The 21,714-nt window shown below is 59.2% G+C and carries 31 protein-coding genes, 3 tRNA genes and 1 pseudogene; 30 read left to right on the plus strand and 5 right to left on the minus strand.

Annotated features, from left to right (window positions below; all coding sequences use genetic code 11):
• Positions 1–12 precede the first annotated feature (12 nt).
• The 24 genes and pseudogenes from IZ6_RS12805 to IZ6_RS16120 all read left to right on the plus strand — a co-directional run.
• Positions 13–387: a hypothetical protein gene (locus IZ6_RS12805; protein ID WP_222875436.1), complete on the plus strand. Its 375-nt coding sequence runs from the start codon at positions 13–15 to the stop codon at positions 385–387.
• A gap of 57 nt (positions 388–444) precedes the next feature.
• Positions 445–777, plus strand: coding sequence for a DUF2958 domain-containing protein (locus IZ6_RS12810; RefSeq protein WP_222875437.1), 333 nt, complete (start codon positions 445–447; stop codon positions 775–777).
• Positions 737–1,129 carry a hypothetical protein gene (locus IZ6_RS12815; RefSeq protein ID WP_222875438.1) on the plus strand — a complete coding sequence of 131 codons (393 nt, stop codon included), beginning with the start codon at positions 737–739 and terminating at the stop codon, positions 1,127–1,129. The genes IZ6_RS12810 and IZ6_RS12815 overlap by 41 nt, the downstream gene beginning before the upstream one ends.
• Complete coding sequence (locus IZ6_RS12820) at positions 1,126–1,314, plus strand: hypothetical protein (RefSeq protein WP_222875439.1); 189 nt, start codon at positions 1,126–1,128, stop codon at positions 1,312–1,314. The genes IZ6_RS12815 and IZ6_RS12820 overlap by 4 nt, the downstream gene beginning before the upstream one ends.
• Complete coding sequence (locus tag IZ6_RS12825; RefSeq protein ID WP_222875440.1) at positions 1,311–1,562, plus strand: hypothetical protein; 252 nt, start codon at positions 1,311–1,313, stop codon at positions 1,560–1,562. The genes IZ6_RS12820 and IZ6_RS12825 overlap by 4 nt, the downstream gene beginning before the upstream one ends.
• The gene (locus tag IZ6_RS12830; RefSeq protein WP_222875441.1) at positions 1,519–1,809 is read left to right on the plus strand and encodes a hypothetical protein; all 291 of its coding nucleotides are present in this window, start codon (positions 1,519–1,521) and stop codon (positions 1,807–1,809) included. The genes IZ6_RS12825 and IZ6_RS12830 overlap by 44 nt, the downstream gene beginning before the upstream one ends.
• A gap of 125 nt (positions 1,810–1,934) precedes the next feature.
• Complete coding sequence (locus IZ6_RS12835; RefSeq protein WP_222875442.1) at positions 1,935–2,147, plus strand: hypothetical protein; 213 nt, start codon at positions 1,935–1,937, stop codon at positions 2,145–2,147.
• A gap of 22 nt (positions 2,148–2,169) precedes the next feature.
• On the plus strand, positions 2,170–3,333 hold the full coding sequence (locus IZ6_RS12840) for an RtcB family protein (RefSeq protein ID WP_222875443.1): 1,164 nt from the start codon (positions 2,170–2,172) through the stop codon (positions 3,331–3,333).
• A gap of 3 nt (positions 3,334–3,336) precedes the next feature.
• Positions 3,337–3,510 carry a hypothetical protein gene (locus IZ6_RS12845; protein WP_222875444.1) on the plus strand — a complete coding sequence of 58 codons (174 nt, stop codon included), beginning with the start codon at positions 3,337–3,339 and terminating at the stop codon, positions 3,508–3,510.
• Positions 3,507–4,238, plus strand: coding sequence for a hypothetical protein (locus IZ6_RS16110; protein WP_222875445.1), 732 nt, complete (start codon positions 3,507–3,509; stop codon positions 4,236–4,238). Before IZ6_RS12845 ends, IZ6_RS16110 begins: the two co-directional genes overlap by 4 nt.
• A complete protein-coding gene (locus tag IZ6_RS12855) occupies positions 4,235–4,699 on the plus strand; it encodes a hypothetical protein (protein WP_222875446.1) in 465 nt (154 codons plus the stop codon). Before IZ6_RS16110 ends, IZ6_RS12855 begins: the two co-directional genes overlap by 4 nt.
• Entirely contained in the window at positions 4,699–4,875 is a 177-nt protein-coding gene (locus tag IZ6_RS12860; RefSeq protein ID WP_222875447.1) for a hypothetical protein, read from the plus strand. Before IZ6_RS12855 ends, IZ6_RS12860 begins: the two co-directional genes overlap by 1 nt.
• Positions 4,872–5,078 (plus strand): hypothetical protein, encoded by a 207-nt coding sequence (locus tag IZ6_RS12865; protein WP_222875448.1) that lies wholly within the window; start codon positions 4,872–4,874, stop codon positions 5,076–5,078. Before IZ6_RS12860 ends, IZ6_RS12865 begins: the two co-directional genes overlap by 4 nt.
• 44 nt (positions 5,079–5,122) lie before the next feature.
• Positions 5,123–5,199: transfer RNA gene (locus IZ6_RS12870), tRNA-Met, on the plus strand.
• A 99-nt stretch (positions 5,200–5,298) separates the two neighbouring features.
• Positions 5,299–5,375, plus strand: a tRNA-Pro gene (locus IZ6_RS12875).
• A 212-nt stretch (positions 5,376–5,587) separates the two neighbouring features.
• Positions 5,588–5,884 carry a hypothetical protein gene (locus IZ6_RS12880; RefSeq protein ID WP_222875449.1) on the plus strand — a complete coding sequence of 99 codons (297 nt, stop codon included), beginning with the start codon at positions 5,588–5,590 and terminating at the stop codon, positions 5,882–5,884.
• Complete coding sequence (locus IZ6_RS12885) at positions 5,881–6,054, plus strand: hypothetical protein (protein ID WP_222875450.1); 174 nt, start codon at positions 5,881–5,883, stop codon at positions 6,052–6,054. The genes IZ6_RS12880 and IZ6_RS12885 overlap by 4 nt, the downstream gene beginning before the upstream one ends.
• A 270-nt stretch (positions 6,055–6,324) precedes the next feature.
• Positions 6,325–6,585, plus strand: coding sequence for a hypothetical protein (locus IZ6_RS12890; RefSeq protein WP_222875451.1), 261 nt, complete (start codon positions 6,325–6,327; stop codon positions 6,583–6,585).
• 180 nt (positions 6,586–6,765) lie between these two features.
• Positions 6,766–7,044 carry a DUF7352 domain-containing protein gene (locus IZ6_RS12895; protein WP_222875452.1) on the plus strand — a complete coding sequence of 93 codons (279 nt, stop codon included), beginning with the start codon at positions 6,766–6,768 and terminating at the stop codon, positions 7,042–7,044.
• Entirely contained in the window at positions 7,044–7,211 is a 168-nt protein-coding gene (locus tag IZ6_RS12900; RefSeq protein WP_222875453.1) for a hypothetical protein, read from the plus strand. Before IZ6_RS12895 ends, IZ6_RS12900 begins: the two co-directional genes overlap by 1 nt.
• A gap of 73 nt (positions 7,212–7,284) precedes the next feature.
• Positions 7,285–7,611 (plus strand): hypothetical protein, encoded by a 327-nt coding sequence (locus IZ6_RS12905; RefSeq protein WP_222875454.1) that lies wholly within the window; start codon positions 7,285–7,287, stop codon positions 7,609–7,611.
• Positions 7,612–8,021: 410 nt separating this feature from the next.
• The gene (locus tag IZ6_RS12910) at positions 8,022–8,252 is read left to right on the plus strand and encodes a hypothetical protein (RefSeq protein ID WP_222875455.1); all 231 of its coding nucleotides are present in this window, start codon (positions 8,022–8,024) and stop codon (positions 8,250–8,252) included.
• An 85-nt stretch (positions 8,253–8,337) separates the two neighbouring features.
• Positions 8,338–8,685, plus strand: a complete 348-nt coding sequence (locus IZ6_RS16115; RefSeq protein WP_222875456.1) for a helix-turn-helix domain-containing protein — start codon at positions 8,338–8,340, stop codon at positions 8,683–8,685.
• A gap of 191 nt (positions 8,686–8,876) precedes the next feature.
• A pseudogene (locus IZ6_RS16120) lies at positions 8,877–9,455 on the plus strand (site-specific integrase); the annotation flags it as partial.
• 152 nt (positions 9,456–9,607) lie between these two features.
• Here the strand turns inward: IZ6_RS16120 and IZ6_RS12925 are convergent.
• Positions 9,608–9,717, minus strand: a tRNA-His gene (locus tag IZ6_RS12925).
• 154 nt (positions 9,718–9,871) lie between these two features.
• Here IZ6_RS12925 and IZ6_RS12930 point away from each other — a divergent pair.
• The 5 genes from IZ6_RS12930 (at position 9,872) to IZ6_RS12950 (ending at position 15,968) form a co-directional block, all read left to right on the plus strand.
• On the plus strand, positions 9,872–11,956 hold the full coding sequence (locus tag IZ6_RS12930) for a PAS domain S-box protein (protein ID WP_222875458.1): 2,085 nt from the start codon (positions 9,872–9,874) through the stop codon (positions 11,954–11,956).
• A 148-nt stretch (positions 11,957–12,104) separates the two neighbouring features.
• On the plus strand, positions 12,105–12,383 hold the full coding sequence (locus IZ6_RS12935; protein ID WP_222875459.1) for a (2Fe-2S)-binding protein: 279 nt from the start codon (positions 12,105–12,107) through the stop codon (positions 12,381–12,383).
• A gap of 88 nt (positions 12,384–12,471) precedes the next feature.
• Positions 12,472–12,951: a bacterioferritin gene (gene bfr / locus IZ6_RS12940; RefSeq protein ID WP_222875460.1), complete on the plus strand. Its 480-nt coding sequence runs from the start codon at positions 12,472–12,474 to the stop codon at positions 12,949–12,951.
• Between the two features lie 236 nt (positions 12,952–13,187).
• Complete coding sequence (locus IZ6_RS12945) at positions 13,188–14,201, plus strand: Fe(3+) ABC transporter substrate-binding protein (protein ID WP_420825588.1); 1,014 nt, start codon at positions 13,188–13,190, stop codon at positions 14,199–14,201.
• A 48-nt stretch (positions 14,202–14,249) separates the two neighbouring features.
• On the plus strand, positions 14,250–15,968 hold the full coding sequence (locus IZ6_RS12950) for an ABC transporter permease (RefSeq protein ID WP_222875461.1): 1,719 nt from the start codon (positions 14,250–14,252) through the stop codon (positions 15,966–15,968).
• Here IZ6_RS12950 and IZ6_RS12955 read toward each other — a convergent pair.
• The 4 genes from IZ6_RS12955 to IZ6_RS12970 are packed head-to-tail and all read right to left on the minus strand — an operon-like array spanning position 15,965 to position 20,024.
• Positions 15,965–16,786 (minus strand): ABC transporter permease, encoded by an 822-nt coding sequence (locus IZ6_RS12955; RefSeq protein WP_222875462.1) that lies wholly within the window; start codon positions 16,784–16,786, stop codon positions 15,965–15,967. The genes IZ6_RS12950 and IZ6_RS12955 overlap by 4 nt on opposite strands.
• A complete protein-coding gene (locus IZ6_RS12960; RefSeq protein ID WP_222875463.1) occupies positions 16,783–17,703 on the minus strand; it encodes an ABC transporter permease subunit in 921 nt (306 codons plus the stop codon). The genes IZ6_RS12955 and IZ6_RS12960 overlap by 4 nt, the downstream gene beginning before the upstream one ends.
• 11 nt (positions 17,704–17,714) lie before the next feature.
• Positions 17,715–18,878, minus strand: a complete 1,164-nt coding sequence (locus tag IZ6_RS12965; protein WP_222875464.1) for an ABC transporter ATP-binding protein — start codon at positions 18,876–18,878, stop codon at positions 17,715–17,717.
• Between the two features lie 48 nt (positions 18,879–18,926).
• The gene (locus tag IZ6_RS12970; protein ID WP_222875465.1) at positions 18,927–20,024 is read right to left on the minus strand and encodes a polyamine ABC transporter substrate-binding protein; all 1,098 of its coding nucleotides are present in this window, start codon (positions 20,022–20,024) and stop codon (positions 18,927–18,929) included.
• Between the two features lie 295 nt (positions 20,025–20,319).
• Between IZ6_RS12970 and IZ6_RS12975 the strand changes: the two genes are divergently transcribed.
• A complete protein-coding gene (locus tag IZ6_RS12975; RefSeq protein WP_222875466.1) occupies positions 20,320–21,714 on the plus strand; it encodes a glutamine synthetase family protein in 1,395 nt (464 codons plus the stop codon).

The following is a 21,714-nucleotide window of genomic DNA, read 5'->3' on the forward strand; positions in this document are numbered from 1 at the left end:
GAGTGCACCAATTTGTCGGTGGGTTATTTCAACCACCACACCTCCAAAGAATGCCAGGACATCGTATTCCTGAAGAACCTCCGTGACCGTCTGATCAAACTCGACATCTCGGAACTCGTCAGCCACCGCAAAGCCGGTGAAGTCGAGTGGTTGCATCGGTACGAGAGCAACGGCACGAGCAGCTATGGTCGAATTCGGGCCTTCCGCGGCTGGGACAGTTGGGAAGACGACCTCCAGGGCGAGGCCGCTCTCACTGAGGCGGAAATCTTGGTCCGGATCATCAAGGACCACCCGGAAGAGATCGCGTGCTTCCTGGAAGAATACGGCGTCTCTCCGACCGAGCTTCGCGAGGCGGTCTACAAATATGGGGGCGTCATCCCGCGATGAAACCCGACCGGGGCCGGACATCACACAAACCCAAAACCAAAGATATGAGGAAGTTCGTTGCAACTGTTAACCGATGAGCTGCGAGCCAAGCTGCTCCAGAACGGCGCCAATCGTGACGAGGACCACTTCCCCGTCGTGAAACTGTTCACGCCGGATGGTGCCTGCACCTGGCTCCTTACCGAGATCGACCCGGAGTGTCCCGACATCGCCTTTGGCCTCTGTGACCTTGGCATGGGCTTTCCGGAACTCGGCAACGTGCTGATCTCTGAACTCGAAAGCGTTCGCGGCAAGCTCGGCCTGCCGATTGAGCGTGACCTGTTCTTCAAGGCGAAGCATCCGATTAGCGTCTATGCCGACGATGCTCGTGAGAAGGGCCACATCAATGCTTAATCGAGATGGAGACTTCATCTTCTACACGGTTGAGTGCAAGCGGCGCGAAGGCCTGTGGCACGTCGTCGGTGACACTCAGCTTGCCGTCATCCCCGCCCACCTCCGTTTCAAGAACGGACGAGGCCACGATGGTTTCCTTGAACCTACCCGATCGTTCGGCGCATGTGGTGATGTCTGGCAGCTGATCCGCCAGTCCGGTTACTGGGAGCCTGAACTTGCCTACGATCTGCTGCGGCTTTTGACGCAGTACAATCGCGGCGAGAGCTTCCGCGTCACGAAGGTTCGCCTCACCCAGTCGCGTACCGAGCTGGCGCTCTATCAAAACAGCGTCACGCGGGAACTGGTCGCATGAACCAGGAAGCCATTTTTACCGCCATGCGGAAACTGCAGGAACGGGCTTACTCACCCGTCTCTGTGCACCGATCGTCCACCTACACGAAAGATGGCGTCCGTCATCCTGACCTTCTTATTGCTTGGCAACCTATCCCCGGCGCCAAGGTCATGATCGTTTCGGACACCGTGGAGATTGAGCCTTGAGCATCTATCTCATCGAAGCTGATGACGTGAACGGCGACAGCCTGAACCTCTTCATTCGAGCCAATACACCCGAGCAGGCTGTTGAACTCTGGAACGAGGCCCGCAAAGCCGCCGACTGGGAAGAGCCGTTTGGCAGAGCCACCGTAGTTACGGTCCCCGACGAAGCCGGCCCCATCGGCGCTATTCGATGGGAAGAGATGGTTTATGAATCTCACCCTGTATCACGGACGACGGAATCCGTCGGATGATCTGCACGATTGGGGCTTCCAAGGTCCCGTCCTGCAGAATGTGAAGTCTGTGCACTATACGTACATTACGCACATCCTTGTCACGTTCACCGACCCACTCACCGCCGAGATTTACCGAGCTAAATTCGGTCTCGAGGCTTGGGATAGCAACGTCCTGAAGCTCCCGGTCCACGAGGACCTGGTCTTCCTACCTCGTTTCGAGGACGGCAATCCTGCCTACTTCGGTGACTTCTTCCTTGCTGCTTAGTCCCTTTTTCGACCCACCCCCTCCTACGCAGCTTGACCTGCGAAACACCCTTTCCCTCCCCGAGCCCGGTTACTTCGTCGAAGACGAAGAGACCGTGATCCTGTTCGACGATTATGAGGACCGCGATGAAGATTGAGTCCAACTTTGCAATTCTTGACGTGAAGGCCGGCCGCGACGAACTCAAGGCGCATATCGGCTTCGACGACCGTCGGCCATCCCTCCCGGCCAAGAACCCAATCCCTGTCACGATCACCGGCGTTATCGACGGTGTCTGGGGTGAGGATGACGGCATCTCGCGTGAGTTCTCCGTGAAAGTCGATGAGGTGAAGCTTGGTTGAAGTTCGACGCCTCGAAAACGGAATGATTAAACTCTGGACCGAGGGCGTGCCCGTCGAAGACGGCGCTATGCAGCAGCTCGAACAGGTGGCCAGCCTCCCCTTCATCTTCGGCCACGTCGCGGTTATGCCCGACGTTCATTATGGCCTTGGTGCCACCATCGGCTCCGTGATCCCGACGAAGGGCGCTGTAGTCCCGGCCGCGGTCGGCGTCGACATCGGGTGCGGGATCGCCGGCTGGCGCACGGGTCTCCGTGCTGAGAACCTGCCGCACTTACCGGAACTCCGGAACAGGATCGAGCGAGCCATCCCGCATGGTCGCACGAATAACGGCGGCCCCGGCGACCGGGGAGCGTGGGAACACCCTCCGGCGTCGGTTCGCGCCAATTGGCACAACCTGTTTCCGGAATATGAACTACTGGTCGAAGCAACTCCGGCACTGGAAACCCGCCGGAGCCCGATCTATCAGCTCGGTACGCTCGGAACCGGCAACCACTTCATCGAGCTGGCCGTCGATCAGGACGATCATGTCTGGATCTTGCTTCACTCGGGGAGCCGCGGTGCGGGGGCGGCAATTGCAAACCACTACGTGGCAGAGGCCAAGCGCCTCTGTGCCGCGTGGCACGTCAATCTGCCGAACCCTGATCTTGCGTTCTTCCCGGAAGGCTCGGACGAATTCGACGCCTACCTCGAAGCGACGATCTGGGCTCAGGGTTATGCCGCGATAAATCGTGAGCTGATGCTCCAAGCGGTCTGGGACCTTCTCGACCGACCGATCATCCTCGAAAAGGTCGAGACTCCCCACAACTTCGTGGCTCGTGAGAACCACAAGGGTCAGAACGTCCTAGTCACGCGGAAGGGCTCGTCACGGGCTCGCAAGGGTGACCGGATTGTCATCCCCGGCTCGATGGGCGCGAAATCGTACATCGTCACCGGCAAAGGTAATCCGGAGTCGTTCAACTCCTGCTCTCACGGCGCCGGCCGAGCTATGTCCCGCACGGCAGCTCGTAAATCGATCAGCATGGAAGACCATCTTGCGAATATCTCGCACGTCGAGTGCCGCAAGACGGAAGACCTGCTCGACGAGAGCCCGGCCGCTTACAAAGACATCGACGCGGTTATCGCGGCGCAGTCTGACCTCATCGAGGTGACCCATACCCTTCGTCAGGTTCTGAACGTCAAAGGATGAACCATGTTCGATGTAAGGCTTTCCGTGGACAACCTGGATGTCCTGGACCATGAGGACGCCGTTCGGGCCGTAGTCGATCTGATCCGTGCAGGGACGACCTCCCTCTCCTTCGTGGTCTATGGCAACCGCGACGATGACGACTATCGTCACATCACTTGGCCGATCGAGGAGCCATGAGATCACCCTCTCTGAGGGTCCTCATCGCTTGCGAACATTCAGGAACCGTACGATCCGCCTTCGCGGCCCGTGGCCATGATGCATGGTCGTGCGACCTGTTGCCGGCCGAGGACCGTAACAACAAGCATATCGTCGGGGATGTTCGTGACATCCTCGACGACGGATGGGACTTGCTCATGGTAGCTCATCCTCCCTGCACCCGTTTGTGCAACTCGGGTGTGAGGTGGCTCAGCGAACCTCCGCGTCGTCTGACTGCGGAGCACTATACCGTGGAAGAAATCCTCTCCTACACGGGGATGGACCGTGAGCAACGTCTCGCCTTCATGTGGCGGAAGCTCGATGAAGGCGCGGCGCTCTTTTCAGACCTCTGGAATGCCCCGATCGAAAAGATCTGCATCGAAAACCCGGTGATGCACGGGCACGCCAAATCTCGCATTCGTAACTACCGGGAGTTCGCCCAGAGTGTTCAGCCGTTTCACTTCGGGCACCCGGAAGTCAAACGAACCTGCTTCTGGCTTAAGAACCTCGATCCCCTTGTTCCGGACTTTCCTACATGGGCCGACTACTGTAGGGCACACGGACTGCCGCTAGACGCTCGACCCGAACAAAGGGTTCATAAAGCCGCCCCCGGACCCGACCGCTGGAAAGAGCGGTCGAAGTTCTTCAGCGGCATTTCCAACGCTATGGCCGACCAATGGGGCGGTCAGTTTCTCCAAGAGGCAGCATGAAACATACTCCTCTCCCTTGGCAGGTAGATGGTGTCTTCCAGACCCTGTTCTGCCGATCCGCCCGTGGTGGTGTCCGGAAGGTCCTCGACATCCGCGGTTGGGGTTATTTGACCGGCAAGGGCCACGGCGCTCTCGGACTGTCCGACAAGGATGCATACGAGGAACAAAAGGCGGTGGCGCTGTACGTCGAAGCGGCCGTGAATTGTCACGAGAAGCTCGTTGCCAGTGTTCGGACTTTGTCAACGCTCCTTAAAACTCGCTCCCGTGCCGATGACGCAGCGGTGAATTCGGCGCTGCACGAGGCGAGTCGTGCTCTGGACTGCGTTTCTCTCAAGGATCGGGAGCGAATTCAACTGCTGCTCGACAAGCTCATTCCGTACGTTTCGGAAGACGACCTTGTCGTCGACAGCGACAGCTTCCTTCAGCGCGTGGCCGATCGCATCGAGGAGGATCTTCGCTGATGCCGAAATATCACATCACTATCGAAGAAAAGGTGACCTACGAAGTCGAAGTGGTGGCGTTGCACGTCGACGCCGCTGAGGACGCCGCGGAGCAGGCCTTCGTCAATGACCCTGACCTGAACTTCCCCACAACCGTTCATACTCGAAGGGTGTCGAACGTGGAGATGATCGAATGAAAGTCGACCTCGATAAGAAACGCATTGAGTTTCAGGGTGAGGACGGCCAGACCCTCTCGATCTACTGGGACAACCGTGGCGAACCCTATCGGCAGGGCCTGACGTTCTGCCTCAAGGAGAATTACGACACCTTGGCCTACGTGTTTCTTGAGGCGCAGGAACTCAGGGCCGTTCGTGATCTTCTCAATCGTCTGTATTCTTAGAGAAGACCATTTGAACCGCTGTCTGCGGCATCTATCTGTACCGACGCGGGATGGAGCAGTCCGGTAGCTCGTCAGGCTCATAACCTGAAGGTCGGCGGTTCGAATCCGTCTCCCGCTTCCAATTAGAGTGCACTCCATCAGGTAACCCGGTAGTTTCAACGCCTAATCCGGTTCTGGCGCAATGTGCATACTTGCAGCTACAACGTGATGCTGCATTTTTCAGAGTGTAGCGCAGTCTGGTAGCGCACCTGTCTTGGGCACAGGGGGTCGTAGGTTCAAATCCTACCATTCTGACCATTTGGAACACGGAGTGCGTACCTGGGAAGTGCAAGCCCAAGGTTGAAGACGACGATCCGGACAAGGGCCGGGGAGTCTCGCGTAATCGGAAGCACGCTCCCGTAATTGGCATCGACGGTGTCCCGGTTAGATCCTGAGATGTCCGTGTTTCAACCCTCGTCCACCTCCAGGCCCCGGCAATTCCGCCGGGGCCTTTTTATTTGGAGAACCGAATGACCACTAACAGCTCTCTGCCGACCCAGGTTCAGTTCATGATCCCGGAAGACTATGCGAAGAATCCGCGTGCTCTCAGCGTTCTGAATGACGCCCTCGGCATCACCGCGGAGGAAGTCGACAAGGCCCTGCGCTATAACAACGCAATGAAGGTCGTCTGCACGACCGCCCAGTTCGGCGTGTTCATCATCCTTCGCGAGCACCGCGGCGTGCAGAATCTCGTGAAGTGCCTGAACGCAAAGTTCCACCCGCATGACAGCTTTACTGATGTCATCGACGTCTCGGCTCGCTCGTGAAGATCGACGATCGCGAACTCGCGTCCATCCTTGCCGGCCTTCGCCTGCTTCAGCAGACCCATGTCCTGAGCCTCTCGAACGACATCATCAACATCATGACCGATGGTGATCAGCTCGTGCCGCTATCCCCGGCCGAGATCGATGAACTCTGCGAGCGTATCAACTGCTGACCGCCCGCATTGGCGTGGTGACCGCCGGCGCCTGATAAATCAGGACCACCCTCGGGGAGCGGCACCGAGGGCAAAGCATACGGCTCGCCAGCATCGACAGGGGGAATGGGCCACCTCGGGTCCAAACCAAGGTTCCCAGGTCAAGCTCCTGACGAAACTGGCATTCCCGGATGGTTTTCATCCCGTCCTTCTTGCCGTGACCGCACCTTGCGGTGATGCGCCACCCAGCGCGGTGGGCCTCTCCTAACGTCTCTACCATATGAGAACAGAATGGGAACATCCCTTAGCGAGTCAAGCCTCCTTGCGGGGTTTAAGGCTCCAACGATCGATGCCGAGCTGGCCATCGCCAAACGGGCTCTGGCCGAGTTCCGGGCGGTCATCGACTTCGCCCTCTATGAAGAGGACGACCACTGGAACCGCTACGAGTTCCTCAAGCAGTGGAGCGAGGGTATGTACGATGACCTCGCCGAGGAATGGCCGGAGTGGCCTGAATTCCTCAAAGACTATCTCGAAGCCGAGGGTCTCGTCTGAAACCCACGCGAATAACTCGAGACCAGATTCTCAAACTCGCGGAGCGCCCAGAGGGGTTTCAAGTCTCGTGGCGTTACCGCGATGAGAAGCTGAACCGACGTTGTCGGGCAATGGCCAAGTTCGGCCTCCTTCAGTACCGCCGCGTGCCGGGAATGCACGTCTATTTTCGAAAGGCGTGTGATGGGAACCAAAACCATCCATAAATTCCAGATCGATCCGACCCATATGGTCATCGCAATGCCGGCAGACGCTGTAATCCTCAGCGCCAAGGCTCAGCATGGCGTTATATGTGTGTGGGCGGAAGTCGATCCGACACTACCCAAGAACGCTCGATATTTCGAAGTGTTCGGGACAGGCCATCCGATACACGTCGATATGGGTGTCGAACGCAAGTTCATCGACACCGTGATGATGGACGGAGGCTCGCTCGTCTTCCATGTTTACGAGAGAACCAACTGATGGCCCTCGGTGACATCAAAAACACGTACTTACGTCGTTCGGCGCTCGTCGCTGCCGGTCCCTTTCTTCTGATCGTTGTGATTATCGGTGGAGGGCTCGATGGCATTGTTCAATGGTGGCGCGACCTTTGGGGCGATGTCGTTGAGGCGTGGCGGGGAGTGGACTGATCTCCAAGGTCAATAGGGCCTAACCCGCATTCCGTTTCCGTTAGAAAAGGTGTAGGCGTTGAGAACGTGGTTTTTGACTCTCGACTACCGGATGGCCCCGCCCGATGACGGCGTGATCCAACCGGAAACCCTACTTGGGCAGAGCAAGGAGGAGATCCTTTCCCAACTGATAGCCGGCGAGTACGACGCGGTCGTTCGGCAGGTTGGGTGGTATGATCTCGATGAAGGCACCAGCCAGGACGCCTCCGAGGAAGTTGCACAGTTGGTCGTCGATCTCGCGACCCAGAACGGTGACACCCTTCCCGACACCACCTTCGAATTCTGCAGTCGCAACGACGCGATCCCGGTCTGGGCCGCGGCGCTCGAAGAAGGCCGAATGGTTTGGTCCCAGGCCTCATGACACAACCGCATCACGATACTTGTTGGAAAACACGGCGGGCGCGAGCCCGCCGTTAATTATGATGCTAGAACAATGGACTGACAGGTTGGTAAGTACTGCTAACCCCGATGAAGGGGTGCTAAATTTCTCCCAAAAATGTCCATACTTTATTGGTCAGCGTGACAACTGACCGCACCACGAAAGTGGAACAAATACCGGGTGTGCCAAAGTCCGGATTCGAAGCTGGGTAGCAATGGTGAATTAAAACTGAATCTTTCTGGGGGTACTTGGGCGGCAATTGATTCAGTCGATAGTAAAACACGCAGCTGCCCCCAGCGTTCATAGACTTTCCAAGCCACGTTAAGCATTGGAATCGAACGCTGAGCGTGAATAGGAGTACCCTAATGTTGAGTACCGCCGAGGAAATCTCTATGTCCGAAGTAATCTCTGTCCCAAAACTTGAAACCATCTCGATGGTTCAAGATCTTCTGAAAGAGATTGCCACAGAAATTGATCTCCATTACGAAGATGATGACTTCTGGGCTTTAGGCCATACGATTTCTCGCATGGAACCCGCAGTTCGTTTCCTGATGGAACAGGAAGCCGAGGTCCCCGAGGTAGTGACGCACGTAGTTCGGAGGTACCAGAAAGCCCGGCAATAGCGGGTAACCTCCACCGAGCTTGACGTCATCGGGAAAATCAACGCCGTTCGCGTTATGTTCTTGACGGTTTGGTTCGGGTGGGACAATGGTTGAACAGTACCTTTCCCTAGAAGAGCTATCGGCGCTCCTGGGAAGCATAAAACCGCGGACGCTCGCGTATTGGGCCTCTCGCGGAACTCTGCCGGGCGCCGTCAAACTTGGTCGAAAGTGGCTCGTGAAGGAGTCAGCCGTGAAGAGCTGGCTATCCGATAAACACTCGTCACACCAAGCCGAGGTCTGGCAATGGCCGAACTCTATAAGCGATCAAGAAGCCCGTATTTCCAGGCTCGTCTCCGCATTGGAGACAAAATCGAACGTGTCTCCACTGGCCAAAGAACTCGCGGCGAGGCTCAAACCTGGGCCGACAACGAGGAAGCAAAAAGAAACTTCCTGATCGTCAATGCCGAGGATCTGACGCTGATCGAAGCGTCGGAGAAGTTCTTCGCCGAGCGAACCGATCTGAAGCCCACGACGGTCGCTCTCTACAAAGGAAATCTCGTCAATATCCTACGGATATTGGGCGATTTCCCTATGAAGACCCTCGACGAAGATCGTCTCGGGCATTACGTCCAAAGCCGCAAAGACATGCGTACGACCCGCGGGCCGGCAATCCGAAAGGACCTCGCCTTTCTGTCGACGCTTTATACCCATGCCCGCCACTGGCCGGGCGGGCCGAAGACCAATCCGCTGAAGGAATTCAGCCGGAAGGGCATCCCGGACTCGAAGAAAGACAAGACGTGGCTTCGGCCACAGGAATTTGAACGGCTCCTGAGCGTTTGCCGCCATGAGTACCAGCGGCTTTTTGTGACGCTCGCCGTACATACTGGTCTGAGAAAGTCGGAGCTGTTCAAGCTTCGCTGGGATCAGATCGACATGGACGAACGTCTCATCACGATCGGCAACATCGACGTGAACGAAACGAAGTCCGGAAAAAGTAGGATGGTCCCCCTGTCCGATGTTGCGTTCGACACACTTCGGCGCACACCGCGGGCACAGAGGGAGGGCTGGGTTTTCCTCAATCGGGCGACCGGGAAACCCTATACGACGCTGAAGAAATTCTGGCTTCGGGCGCGGCGTGATGCCAAGCTGACCGGGGTTAAAATTCATCATATGCGTCACACGTTTGCGAGCTGGAACGCGATGCGCGGAGTTCGAGAGAAGGTGATCCAGGATATGCTGGGCCACTCGACTTCCTCTATGACGCACCGCTATGCTCACACATCGATTGATGAGCTGTTTGCAGCGGCTAAGGTATTTTCGGCCAACACACTGGGAGCACACAGAGCCCCAGATAGCGCCGAAGAACAGGAAGAGGGAACCGAGGAAAGCGTAGATTTTTCAGAAGGTAAGGACGGCGCTGCTCTCCCCGCTAAAGCGGCGGACCCCCAGATCCACAATCTGGTGCTCTAACCAACTGAGCTATGGCTGCACGACGGCCGCGGCCGAGGCCCGTTACCTAAGAGAATTCGGCGGGAGCGGCAAGCCGCAGACCCCGGCCTTGCTGGAATTTTACTCTGCAAGGCCACTTGAGCCGCATAGACCGCCCGGCCCCGTTCCGTTAAGGGAAAAACGGGGGACCGATGACAGACATTTCCGCCATTCCGCCGTTCGGCGACAAGACGGACGAGACTGCACGGCCGCTGCGTTTTGTCTGGCAATCGGACGAAAACGGGCGGATTTCCGGCCTGTCGCCGGAGCTTGTGGCCATTCTCGGCCCAGGCCGCATCATTAACGGACGCACCTGGGAAGAAGTCGTCCTCGACCATGGCGGCGAGGTCCCGGCCGAGCTGATGCAGGCTTTGGCCCGCCGCGACACCTGGAGCGGCATCACCATCAACTGGCCGGCCGCCGACGGGCGCGTCCTCCTGCTTGAGCTTGCCGGCCTGCCGGCCTTTGAGCGCGACCGCACCTTTCTCGGCTTCCGCGGCTTCGGCGTCATGCGTGCGGCGCAAGCCCCGCGCGAGCCGGTGCGCCAGACCCCAATCCAGCCCACTGCGCCTCCGCCATCGATCACGATCGAAATCGTGCCGGATCCCGAGCCGAAACCGGAGCCGGTATTCGAGCCGATTTCGGCGCCCGTCCTGCCCTTCCCGCCTCTGCCGCGCGGACAGCGGCCGAGCCTCGACGCGCAAGAAAAAGATGCCTTCAGCGAAATCGCCCGCGCGCTTTCGGTGCGCACGCCCAATGACGGCGCGCGCGATCTCATCTCCTCCGTCGCCGCGCGCCTTCCGTCCTCGCATGCGGGCGCCATCGGTGACGGCGCGCTCGATGTGCTGGAAGTTCTGCCCGCCGCGATCCTCATTCATCGGCTCGGCGTGCCGCTCTTTGCCAATCACGCCTTTCTCGATCTCACCGGTTTTCAGGATCTGAACGAACTGATCCTGCACGGGCTCGATGCGCTGTTCGAAGAATTGCCGCAGCATGCGGGCCATGCGCGCGGGCTTGGCCTTCGCACCGCGCAGGGACGTTCGATCCGCGTCGAAGCGCATCTGAAAACGATCCGCTGGCAGGACGAGGCGGCAAGCCTTCTGTTCCTCGGTGCAGCGAGCCATGTGCCGGCAGCGCCCGACAATCCGCGCGAGAAAGAGCTGCGCGCGATCCTCGACGCGGCAAGCGACGGCATCGTCCTTCTCGACAAAACGGGGCGCATTCTCTCGCTGAACCGCGGTGCCGAAGCACTTTTCGGCTATGACGGCGGCGAGGTCGAAGGGCGCAGCTTTACGCTTCTTCTCGGGCCCGACAGCCACCGCACCGCGCTCGATTATCTCGACATCATAACGGCCAGAACAAGCGCGGGAGACGGGCGCGAAGTGATCGGCCTTCGGCGGCGCGGCAATTCTTTGCCGCTTCTCATGACGCTCGGCCGCATCGGCGATGAGCGTCTGTGCGCCATCTTCCGCGACATCACCGCTTTCAAACTGGCGGAAGACGAGCTCCGCGCATCCAAGCTCGAAGCCGAGCGCGCCAACGCCCACAAGACCGATTTTCTGGCGCGCATCAGCCACGAAATCCGCACGCCGCTCAACGCCATTCTCGGCTTCTCGGAAATCATGCAGACCGAGAGGCTGGGCCCGCTCGGCGCGCCGCAATACCGCGAATATCTCGACGGCATCACGCAGTCGGGAACGCACATTGTCAGCCTGATCAACGATCTTCTCGATCTGTCGAAGATCGAAGCCGGCCGCTTCGACCTCAATTTCGTCCGCGTCAATCTCAACGAGATCGTCTCGTCGACGGCTTCCCTGCTGCAGCCACAGGCCAATCGCGGACGCATCATCATCCGCACCTCGCTTGCGCCGTCCATGCCGGCGGTGATCGCCGATCTCCGCAGCATCAAACAGGTGGCGCTGAACCTTCTGTCCAATGCCGTGAAATTCACCCCCCCGGGTGGCCAGGTGATCGTCTCGACGCTGATGACCCAGGACGGCGATGCCGTTCTGCGGGTGCGCGACACCGGCCAGGGCATGAACGACAACGAGATCGAGCTGGCATTGCAGAATTTCAAACAGCTCGCCACCAATCCGGAAGGCGGAACGGGCCTTGGCCTGCCGCTGACCAAAGCGCTGGTGGAAGCCAACCGGGCCCGCTTCTCCATCCAGAGCGTGCCCGGCGCCGGAACCCTCGTCGAAATGACCTTCCCGCCGAACCGGGTTCTCCCTGCCTGATCAAAGGCCTAATCGGAGGCCCGAAAAGGCGCGGTCGCGTGCCACAGGACTACGCGCCAATTCGCATTGACTCGGCGGCCAACAATCACCATTTTACACGTAGTTTCAGTAGTTTAGAGAATTTCTAAACTACGTCGCAGGGGCCATAATGATCGTCTGCTCGTGCAATGTTCTGACGGACAACGCCATACGCGAGGCCTGTGCTTCGCTGGATGTGGCGCCGCGCACGCCCGGCCAAGTCTATCGCTGCCTGGGCTGCAGCGCCCAGTGCGGCCGCTGCTCGCGCACCATCAAGACCATTATCGAACAGGCCGTGGCCGTCTGCCCGGCCGCCTGCGCTGTGTGCCCGGGCGGGCATGCCCACGCTCATAACGAAAACGATATCCCGCAGCTCAGCGATCTGGCCGTCCTCGAAGCCGCCGAGTGATTTTGGGTTAAGGGGCGGCAAATCCCCTTGAATCCTTTCGCTTCCCAGCTTAGAACTCTTCTAAAGATACTTAGAGGAGTGCGGCACAGTGAAGGGCGATCCCAAAGTCATCGAATTTCTCAATCGCGGGCTTCGCTCCGAACTGACCGCGATCAGCCAGTACTGGCTGCATTACCGCATCTTCGACAATTGGGGCTTCAAGGACCTCGCCAAGAAATGGCGCGCCGAGTCCATCGAAGAGATGAATCATGCGGATAAGTTCATCGCCCGCATCCTCTTCCTCGAAGGCTTCCCGAACCTGCAGGTGCTGGACCCGCTCCGCATCGGCCAGTCGGTCAAGGAAATCCTGGAAAGCGATCTGGCTGCCGAACACGATGCGCGCAAGCTCTATCAGGAAGCTGCCATCTATTCGGCCTCGGTCGGCGATTTCCCTAGCCGCGACCTCTTTGAGGAACTGATGACCGACGAAGAAGGCCATATCGACTTCCTCGAAGAACAGCTCGACCTCATCGCCAAACTCGGCGTCGAACTCTACTCGCAGCACCATATCGGCGAGCTCGGCGACTAAAAGCGCCCATCAGTTGCTACTACGGTAGTAAAAAAAGCGCCGGGAGCCTCCCGGCGCTTTTTTTATGCCTGCCAAGGGCAAAGCTCAAAAGTCTAGAATGCTTCTATTGTAAGCACTTGATCTTGTTCCGGTTTTCGTTGCGCACGCGGGCTTCCACCGCATAAGAACCTCCGGTCTCCCGAGGTCATCCGGCCTTGAGGAGTTCCAACCTCTGGAGGAATCCCGTGACGACGACTTTGAAGCGCCCGCTGGCGCTCGCCGCCTTCGCTGCCTGCCTCTTTCCCCTCGCTGCGTCCGCGCAAACGAAGGAAGTGAATATCTATACGACCCGCGAGCCCGGTCTGATCCAGCCCATGCTCGACGAGTACACGAAGAAGACCGGCGTGAAGGTCAATTCGATCTTCGTGAAGGAAGGTCTTGCCGAACGCGTGAAGGCCGAAGGCGCCAATTCGCCGGCCGATCTCATGATCATGGTCGATATCGGCAATCTCAACGATCTCGTCGAAGCCGGCATCACCCAGCCGATCGTCTCGGAGATTCTCGACAAGGAAGTGCCCAAGCATCTGCGCGACGCGGATCATAACTGGACCTCGCTGACCCTGCGCGCCCGCGTCATTTACGTGTCGAAAGACCGCGTGAAAGACACCGCCATTACCTATGAGGATCTCGCCGATCCCAAATGGAAAGGCAAAGTGTGCATACGTTCGGGCAAGCACCCGTACAATATTGCGCTGATCGCCGCCTTCATCGCCAAGCACGGCGAAGCCGAGACCGAGAAATGGCTGGACGGCGTGAAGGCGAACCTCGCCCGCAAGCCGGCCGGCGGCGACCGCGATGTCGCGCGCGATATTCTCGGCGGCATCTGCGATATCGGCCCGGCCAATTCCTATTATGTCGGGCTGATGCGCAATTCCGACAAACCGGAAGACAGAGCCTGGGGTGAGGCGATCAATGTCCTCTTCCCAACCTTCTCCGACAAGGCCGGCACGCAAGTGAACGTTTCGGGCGCTGCGCTTGCCAAGAACGCGCCGAACAAGGCGGAAGCCATCAAGCTTCTTGAATTCCTCGCCGCGCCGGAAGTTCAGCAACTTTACGCCGACAAGAACTATGAATATCCGATCGTCGGAGACGTACACCCGACCATCAAGGCGCTCGGCACTCTGAAGCCGGACTCGCTGTCGCTGACGGAGATCGCCAAAAACCGCAAGCTCGCGGCCGACCTCGTCGACCGCACGGGCTTCGACAACTAAGGTAAGATCAGATCGGGGCGGCCCCGCGCCGCCCCGTTCATTTCATTCATGACCGATATAACAGCACCCTCGCCGTCTTCTTCCTTCCGCCTCAGCCTTCCCGGCTTCTGGCTTACGGCGAGCCTTGTCATTACCGCGCTGGTTCTGGCGCCGGTTATCGCGCTCACCGTCATCGCTTCGCACGGCTCGGGCGATCAGTGGCCGCATCTCATAAAATATGTCCTGCCCGTCGCCGTCCGCGATACGGCCTCTCTGCTGCTCGGCGTCGGCGCACTCGCCGCTGTGCTCGGCGTCGGCACGGCGTGGCTCGTCACGGCCCACCGTTTCCCGGGCCGCAATCTCTTCGATTGGGCGCTGCTGCTGCCGCTCGCGATCCCGACCTACATCATGGCCTATGCGAGCGTCGATCTGATGCATCCGCTCGGCCCGGTGCAATCGGCGATGCGCGCGGTTCTCGGCATTGCCAGCCCCGCCGATTTCCGCCTGCCCGATATCAGATCCATGTGGGGCGCGATCCTGCTCTTCGGGCTTGTGCTCTACCCTTATGTCTATCTCGCAACGCGGGCGATGTTCCTCATGCAATCGGCCTGCGTGATTGATGTGTCGCGCACGCTCGGCGCCGGGCGCGCCGCGGCTTTCTTCCGCGTCGCACTGCCGCTTGCGCGCCCCGCCATTGCGGTGGGTGTGAGCCTTGTGATGATGGAGGCGCTGAACGATCTCGGCGCGTCCGATATTCTCGGCGTGCGCACGCTGACGGTCTCGATCTACTCCACCTGGGTCAACAATTCCTCGCTCGAAGGCGCAGCGCAGATCGCCATCGTCATGCTGTTCGTCGTCGTTGCGCTCGTTCTCATCGAGCGCTATGCGCGGCGTCATCAGCGTTTCAATACGCAGGCGCAGCGCAGCCGCCGCATCGCCCCGCGCGAGCTGACGGGATTGACCGCGCTCGGCGCGAGCCTCTTCTGCCTATTCCCGATCTGCTTCGGTTTCCTTTTCCCGGCGCTCTATCTGGTGCGGGAAGCGATCGAGGACATCACCTATCGCGGCCTGTCCGATCAGCTTCTCACTCAGACTTGGCACACGGTTTCGCTCGCCGCCGTCGCAACGATCGTCACCGTTCTTCTCGGCCTGACGCTCACCTACACCGCCCGCCTGGTGCGCGGTCCGCTGCCGCCCGCGCTCGTGCGCCTCGGCAGTGTCGGCTATGCGATCCCCGGCACGGTTCTGGCCGTCGGCCTTCTGGTGCCGCTCGCAGCCTTCGACAATGCGGTCGATGCCGGAATGCGCCAATGGTTCGGCATTTCGACAGGGCTTCTGCTGTCGGGTTCGGGCTTTGCGCTCGTCTACGCCTATGCGGTGCGTTTCCTGGCAATTTCGGCAGGCGGCGTTGAAGCCGGCTTCCAGAAGATTTCGCCGAGCCTCGACAGCGCGGCGCGCAATCTCGGCGAGACATCCGCGGGTGTCGTGCGCCGCGTGCACATGCCGCTGCTGCGCCCGGCGCTCGGCGCCGCCGCCCTTCTCGTCTTTGTCGATGCGATGAAGGAACTGTCCGCGACGCTTCTTCTGCGCCCGTTCAATTTCGAAACGCTCGCCACGCATGTCTATGCGGAGGCCTCGCGCGGCACCTATGAAGACGGGTCGGTCGCAGCGCTTCTCATCGTGCTGGTCGGCTTGCTGCCGGTGGCATTGCTTGCCCGCGCCAGCCGCCTGCCTCTGGCCGAAGGCGCGCGTGCGGCCGAGAAACGTCCCTCGAGCGCTGACGACTAGCCGTTGGCGATCGCCATGCGCTCGGCGCGGACGCGTTCGTTTTCGGCCCGCTTGGCGGCAATCGACACGCCGATAACGACGCAGGTGACGATGCCGATGAGGATCGTACACACCGCGTTGATTTCGGGCGTTACGCCGAGACGCACCGACGAATAGATGCGCATGGGCAAAGTCGTTGCGCCCGGGCCCGTCGTGAAGCTGGCGATGACGAGATCATCGAGCGAGAGCGTGAAGGCCAGCATCCAGCCGGAAATGACGGCGGGGGCGATGATGGGCAACGTGATGACGAAGAAGGTCTTTGTCGGCGTTGCGCCGAGATCCTGCGCCGCTTCTTCCAGGCTGTGATCGAAGCTTAGGAGGCGCGACTGGACGACAATCGCGACATAGCACATGGCGAAGGTGATGTGAGCGATGGTCACCGTCCAGAAGCCGCGCGAAACGCCCATGGCGACGAAGAGCAAGAGCATGCTGAAGCCGGTAATGATTTCCGGCATGACGAGCGGCGCATAGACAAGGCCCGAGAAGAGCGTGCGGCCGCGGAACCGGCCGTGACGCACGAGCGCAATCGCCGCCATCGTGCCGAGCACGGTCGCGAACGTCGCGGAAATAAACGCAACGCGCGCGGTGATCCACGCCGCGTCGAGAAGCTGCTGATTGTTCAGCAACTCGCCATACCATTTCGTCGACCAGCCGCCCCACACCGTCACGAGGCGCGACGCATTGAACGAATAGATGACGAGAAGGACGATCGGAATATAGAGAAACGCAAAGCCGAGCGTCAGCGAAACCAGATTGAAATTGGAGAGGCCTTTTCTCATCGATCGGCCTCAAGCTGGCGCTGCTGGAAGTTCTGGTAGAACACGATCGGGATCACAAGAACGAGCAGAAGGAGAACCGCAACCGCGGACGACACAGGCCAGTCGCGGTTAAGGAAGAACTCGTTCCAGAGCACGCGGCCGATCATCAGCGTCTCGTTGCCGCCGAGAAGATCGGGAATGACGAATTCGCCGACCGCCGGAATAAAGCAGAGCATGCAGCCGGCAACGATGCCCGGAATGGACAGCGGGAAGGTGATTTTCCAGAAGGCCTGAATGGGCGTTGCGCCGAGATCGGCGGCTGCTTCGAGCAAAGTGCCGTCGAGTTTTTCAAGGCTCGAATACAGAGGCAGCACCATAAACGGCAGATAGGAATAGACGATGCCGATAAAGACCGCCTTCTCGGTGTTCATGATGGCCAGCGGCTCATCGATCAGGCCGAGCCAGATCAACAGCGTCGAGAGCAGACCTTCCGGCTTCAGAATGCCGATCCATGCATAGACGCGGATGAGGAAGGACGTCCAGAACGGCAGGATGACCATCATCAGCAGCATCGGCCGGATATCTTTCGGAGCACGCGCCATGCCGTAGGCAATAGGATAGCCGATGAGCAGAAGAAGGATCGTCGAGATCGCCGCGATGCGCAGGCTCGACAGATAGGAATTAAGATAGAGCGGATCGCCAAACAGCCATGTGTAGTTTGCCAGCGAGAAGGATTTTATCTTCTCGATTGTGCCAGAGACGCCGTCGGCGAAAAAATCAAAAGCCGGTTCGTATGGCGGCATCGCAATGACGCCGGTCGACAACGACACTTTCAGAACGATGAAGAACGGAACGAGGAAGAGAACGACGAGCCATACAAAAGGCACGCCGATCTCGATCGTCCGCTTCCAGTCTCTTTCCCCCACCCGCTTGGCCAATTCCTACATCCTCAGCTTGTCAGCAGCACGGCCTGTTCGGGCGCCCAGCTCAGCCACACTTTATCTTCCCAGGTGATCGGACGTTCGACGAGACGCGTCGAATTGGCGATCTGCGCCTTGACGATGTCGCCGCTCGGAAGTTTGACGCGGTAGATCGACAGATCGCCGAGATAGCCGATATCCCAGACTTCGCCGGCAAGCACATTCGCCGTACCCGGCGCCGGCGGCTGCAGGGAAATGCCGACTTTCTCCGGCCGCAGCGCGAGCCAAGCGTCCGATCCGTTTGCTGCAGAAACATTCGTCGACACTTCGATCGGCGATTCCGACCACGGGCTTTTCAGCTTGATGGCGTTGCCGCCCGCCGTCTCGACCTTGGCCGGGATGATGTTCACATCGCCGATGAAATCCGCGACATAGCGCGAGACCGGCTGTTCGTAGATTTCGCCGGGCGTTGCGACCTGGATGATCTTACCGTGATCCATGACGGCAATGCGGTCGGCAACCGTCATCGCCTCTTCCTGATCGTGCGTGACGATCAGGAAGGTCATGCCGAGCGTGACCTGAAGATCGGTGAGCTCGAACTGCGTTTCCTCGCGCAATTTTTTGTCGAGCGCGCCGAGCGGTTCATCGAGCAAAAGTACTTTCGGCTTCAGAGCAAGCGAGCGCGCAAGCGCCACTCGCTGGCGCTGGCCGCCCGATAATTGATGCGGCTTGCGCCCGCCGAACTTGTCGAGCTTGACGAGCTTGAGCATTTCCTTGACGCGCTCGTCCCGTTCGGCTTTCGGCATATTGGCCTGTTTCAGGCCAAAGGCGATGTTGTCCGCAACGCTCATATGCGGAAACAGCGCATAGGACTGGAACATCATGTTCACCGCGCGCCTGTAGGGCGGCACGCCGACAAGATCTTTCCCCGCGAGAAGGACCTTGCCCGATGTCGGTTCTTCAAAACCGGCGACCATGCGCATCAGCGTGGTCTTGCCGCAGCCGGACGGTCCGAGCAGGGCGAAGAACTCGCGCTCATAAATATTGAGGGTGAGATTATCGATGGCGGTGAAGTCACCGTATTTCTTGGTGACGTTCTCGAAGCGGATGAGCGGAACAGCATCCGGATCGGTCCAGGGACTGAAGCTCCGGCGGACCGGACCCAAAGCCGCTTTCGTACTCTGTGGAGGCATTGCGGGGCTCCCCGAGTGGGGCGCCCCGCGCCCCACTCGGCTACGAGGTTACTGTCCGGTTTTGGCTTTTGTCCATTCCCGGGTCACAGCGCGCTGCATTTTCGGGTCTTCGATGGTGGAGACCGTGTACAGGCGTTTCAGAGTGTCCGGATCGGGATAGACGGCAGGATTGTCCAGCACTTCTTTATCGATGAACTGCTGCGATGCGAGATTGCCGTTGGCGTATTGAACGAAGTTCGTCGCCTTGGCGGCAACTTCAGGCCGCATCAGATAGTCGATGAATTTGTGCGCACCCGAGACATTCGGCGCATCGGCCGGAATGGCCAGCATGTCGAACCAGAGCTGAGCGCCCTCTTTCGGAATGACGTACTGGATCTCGACGCCCTTGCCGGCTTCTTCGGCGCGGCCCGCGACCTGCAACACGTCACCGGAATAACCGACCGCCGCGCAGATATCGCCGTCCGCAAGCGCATTCTTCCATTCGTCGGAATGGAACTTCTTGATCGACTTGCGCAGCTTGCCGAGCGCTTCGCCGGCCTTCTGCACATCTTCGACCTTGATGAAGTCCGGCGGCGAGATGCCGATATAGTTCATGACCGACGGCAGAAGATCCTCGGCAGAATCGAGAATCATGATGCCGCATTTCGAAAGCGCTTTCGCATTTTCGGGATCGTAGATGAGACCCCACGAATTGACCGGCGCGTTCGGCAGCACTTCCTTGATCTTCGCGACATTGTAGCCGATGCCCGTCGTGCCCCACATATAGGTCACGGCGTATTCATTGCCGGGATCGTAGCGCGCAACACGCTCCTGAATTTCAGGCCACATGTTTTTCAGGTTGGGCAGTTTCGATTTGTCGAGTTTCTGGAACACGCCGGCTTTGATCTGGCGGTTCAGGAACGTCGCGGTCGGCACGACGACATCATAGCCTGTCGAGCCCGTCAGAAGCTTCGTCTCAAGAAGTTCGTTCGTATCGAAGGTGTCGTAGACGACCTTGATGCCGGTCTCTTTCTCGAAGTCCTTGAGAATTTCTTCGTCGATATAGTCCGACCAGTTGTAGACGTGAATTTCCTCGGCCATAGCGCCGGCTGCAGAACCGATGAAGGCCGCAACTGCAAGTGCCGAGAGGATTGGGCGGAATTTCATGATTACTCGGTCCTCCAAGGGGTTCTGGGGGCGTCACCCGGACTTAAGGTTACGAAGCCCCGAAGACGGAAACAAGATGCACGATTTGGGCCGGTATTTACTCCCTTTGGAGCATGACGACCGGTTGGAGTTGACCAATCGCGGCCGGCCCGGCACTCTTAGGGAAGGTACCGCAAGCCGCGGATAGCCTAACAACCACGGAGCGCAGCCGGACCCGAGGGTCTGGAGTCGCGTGCCCCGGTGCCCCCTTATGGGGTATAACTTCCCTGCCGGGCGCGCGGTTTTGCAAAACCGCATGAGCAAGAAGAAGCCAGTTAAAGCCGCCGCCTCCTCTCTTCGAGGTGTTGCGAATATGGAAGAAGCGCGCACCTGGGTTGCATCGCGCGGCATCGAAGAACTCGAATGCGTGGTGCCGGATCAGGCGGGCGTTGCGCGCGGCAAGATCATGCCGGCGTCGAAATTCTTCAACGCCCCGGCGATGAATCTTCCGTCGTCGATCTTCCATCAGACGATTGCCGGCGAATATCCCGACGAGGACGTGCCGGGCGCGGGCGATCCCGCCGATGCCGATCTCGTGCTGGAACCCGATTTCTCGACGCTGTCGGTCGTGCCCTGGGCGAGCGATCCCACGGCGCAGCTGATCCATGACTGCTATCACCGCGACGGACGGCCGATCGAAGTCGCGCCGCGCCAATTGCTGCGCCGCGTGATCGAGCTCTACACGAAAAAGGGCTGGTTCCCGATCGTCGCGCCCGAAATCGAATTTTATCTCGTCAAGCCGAACACCGATCCCGACTACCCGCTGGAGCCGCCGGTCGGACGCTCGGGCCGTCCGGAAACCGGACGCCAGAGCTATTCGATCTCGGCCGTGAACGAATTCGACGATCTGTTCGAGGACATTTACGACTATTCGGAAGCGCAGGGTCTTGAGATCGACACCCTCATTCACGAGGAGGGCGCCGCGCAGATGGAGATCAATCTCCGTCACGGCGCGCCGCTTGAGCTCGCCGACCAGGTCTTCATGTTCAAGCGGACGATCCGCGAAGCCGCGCTCGCCCACAATATCTATGCGACCTTCATGGCCAAGCCCATCGCCAATGAGCCGGGCTCGGCCATGCACATACATCAATCGGTGCGCGACAAGGCCGGCAAGAACATCTTCTCGAACGCCAAGGGCGATCCGACGCCGGAGTTCTTTGCCTTTATCGCCGGGCAACAGAAGTATTTACCTCATGTGATGTGCATCCTCGCGCCTTATGTGAACTCCTATCGCCGCCTGACCAAGGCGGCGACCGCGCCGATCAATGTCGCCTGGGGCTACGATAACCGCACAACCGGTCTGCGCGTGCCGCCGTCAAAGCCTGAATCGCGGCGCGTCGAGAACCGCATCCCCTCCTCCGACGCCAATCCGTACCTTTCGATCGCCGCGAGCCTTGCCGCCGGCTATCTCGGCATGATGGAAGGCGGGCAACCGACCGAGCCAGTCGAAGGTTCGGCGCACGGCCTGGACTACGATCTTCCGCGCGGCCTTCTTGAAGCCGTTGCGCTCTTCGAAGAGTCTGAGGCGCTGGAAGGCGTGTTCGGCCGCAGCTTCATGGCGACCTATGCGGCGATCAAACGCGGTGAGTTCGAAACGTTCATGCGCGTGATCAGCCCGTGGGAACGCGAATATCTTCTGCTGAACGTCTGA

Origin of the sequence: Terrihabitans soli (genome assembly GCF_014191545.1) — a bacterium.
Taxonomy (GTDB): Bacteria; Pseudomonadota; Alphaproteobacteria; order Rhizobiales; family Methylopilaceae; genus Flaviflagellibacter; species Flaviflagellibacter soli.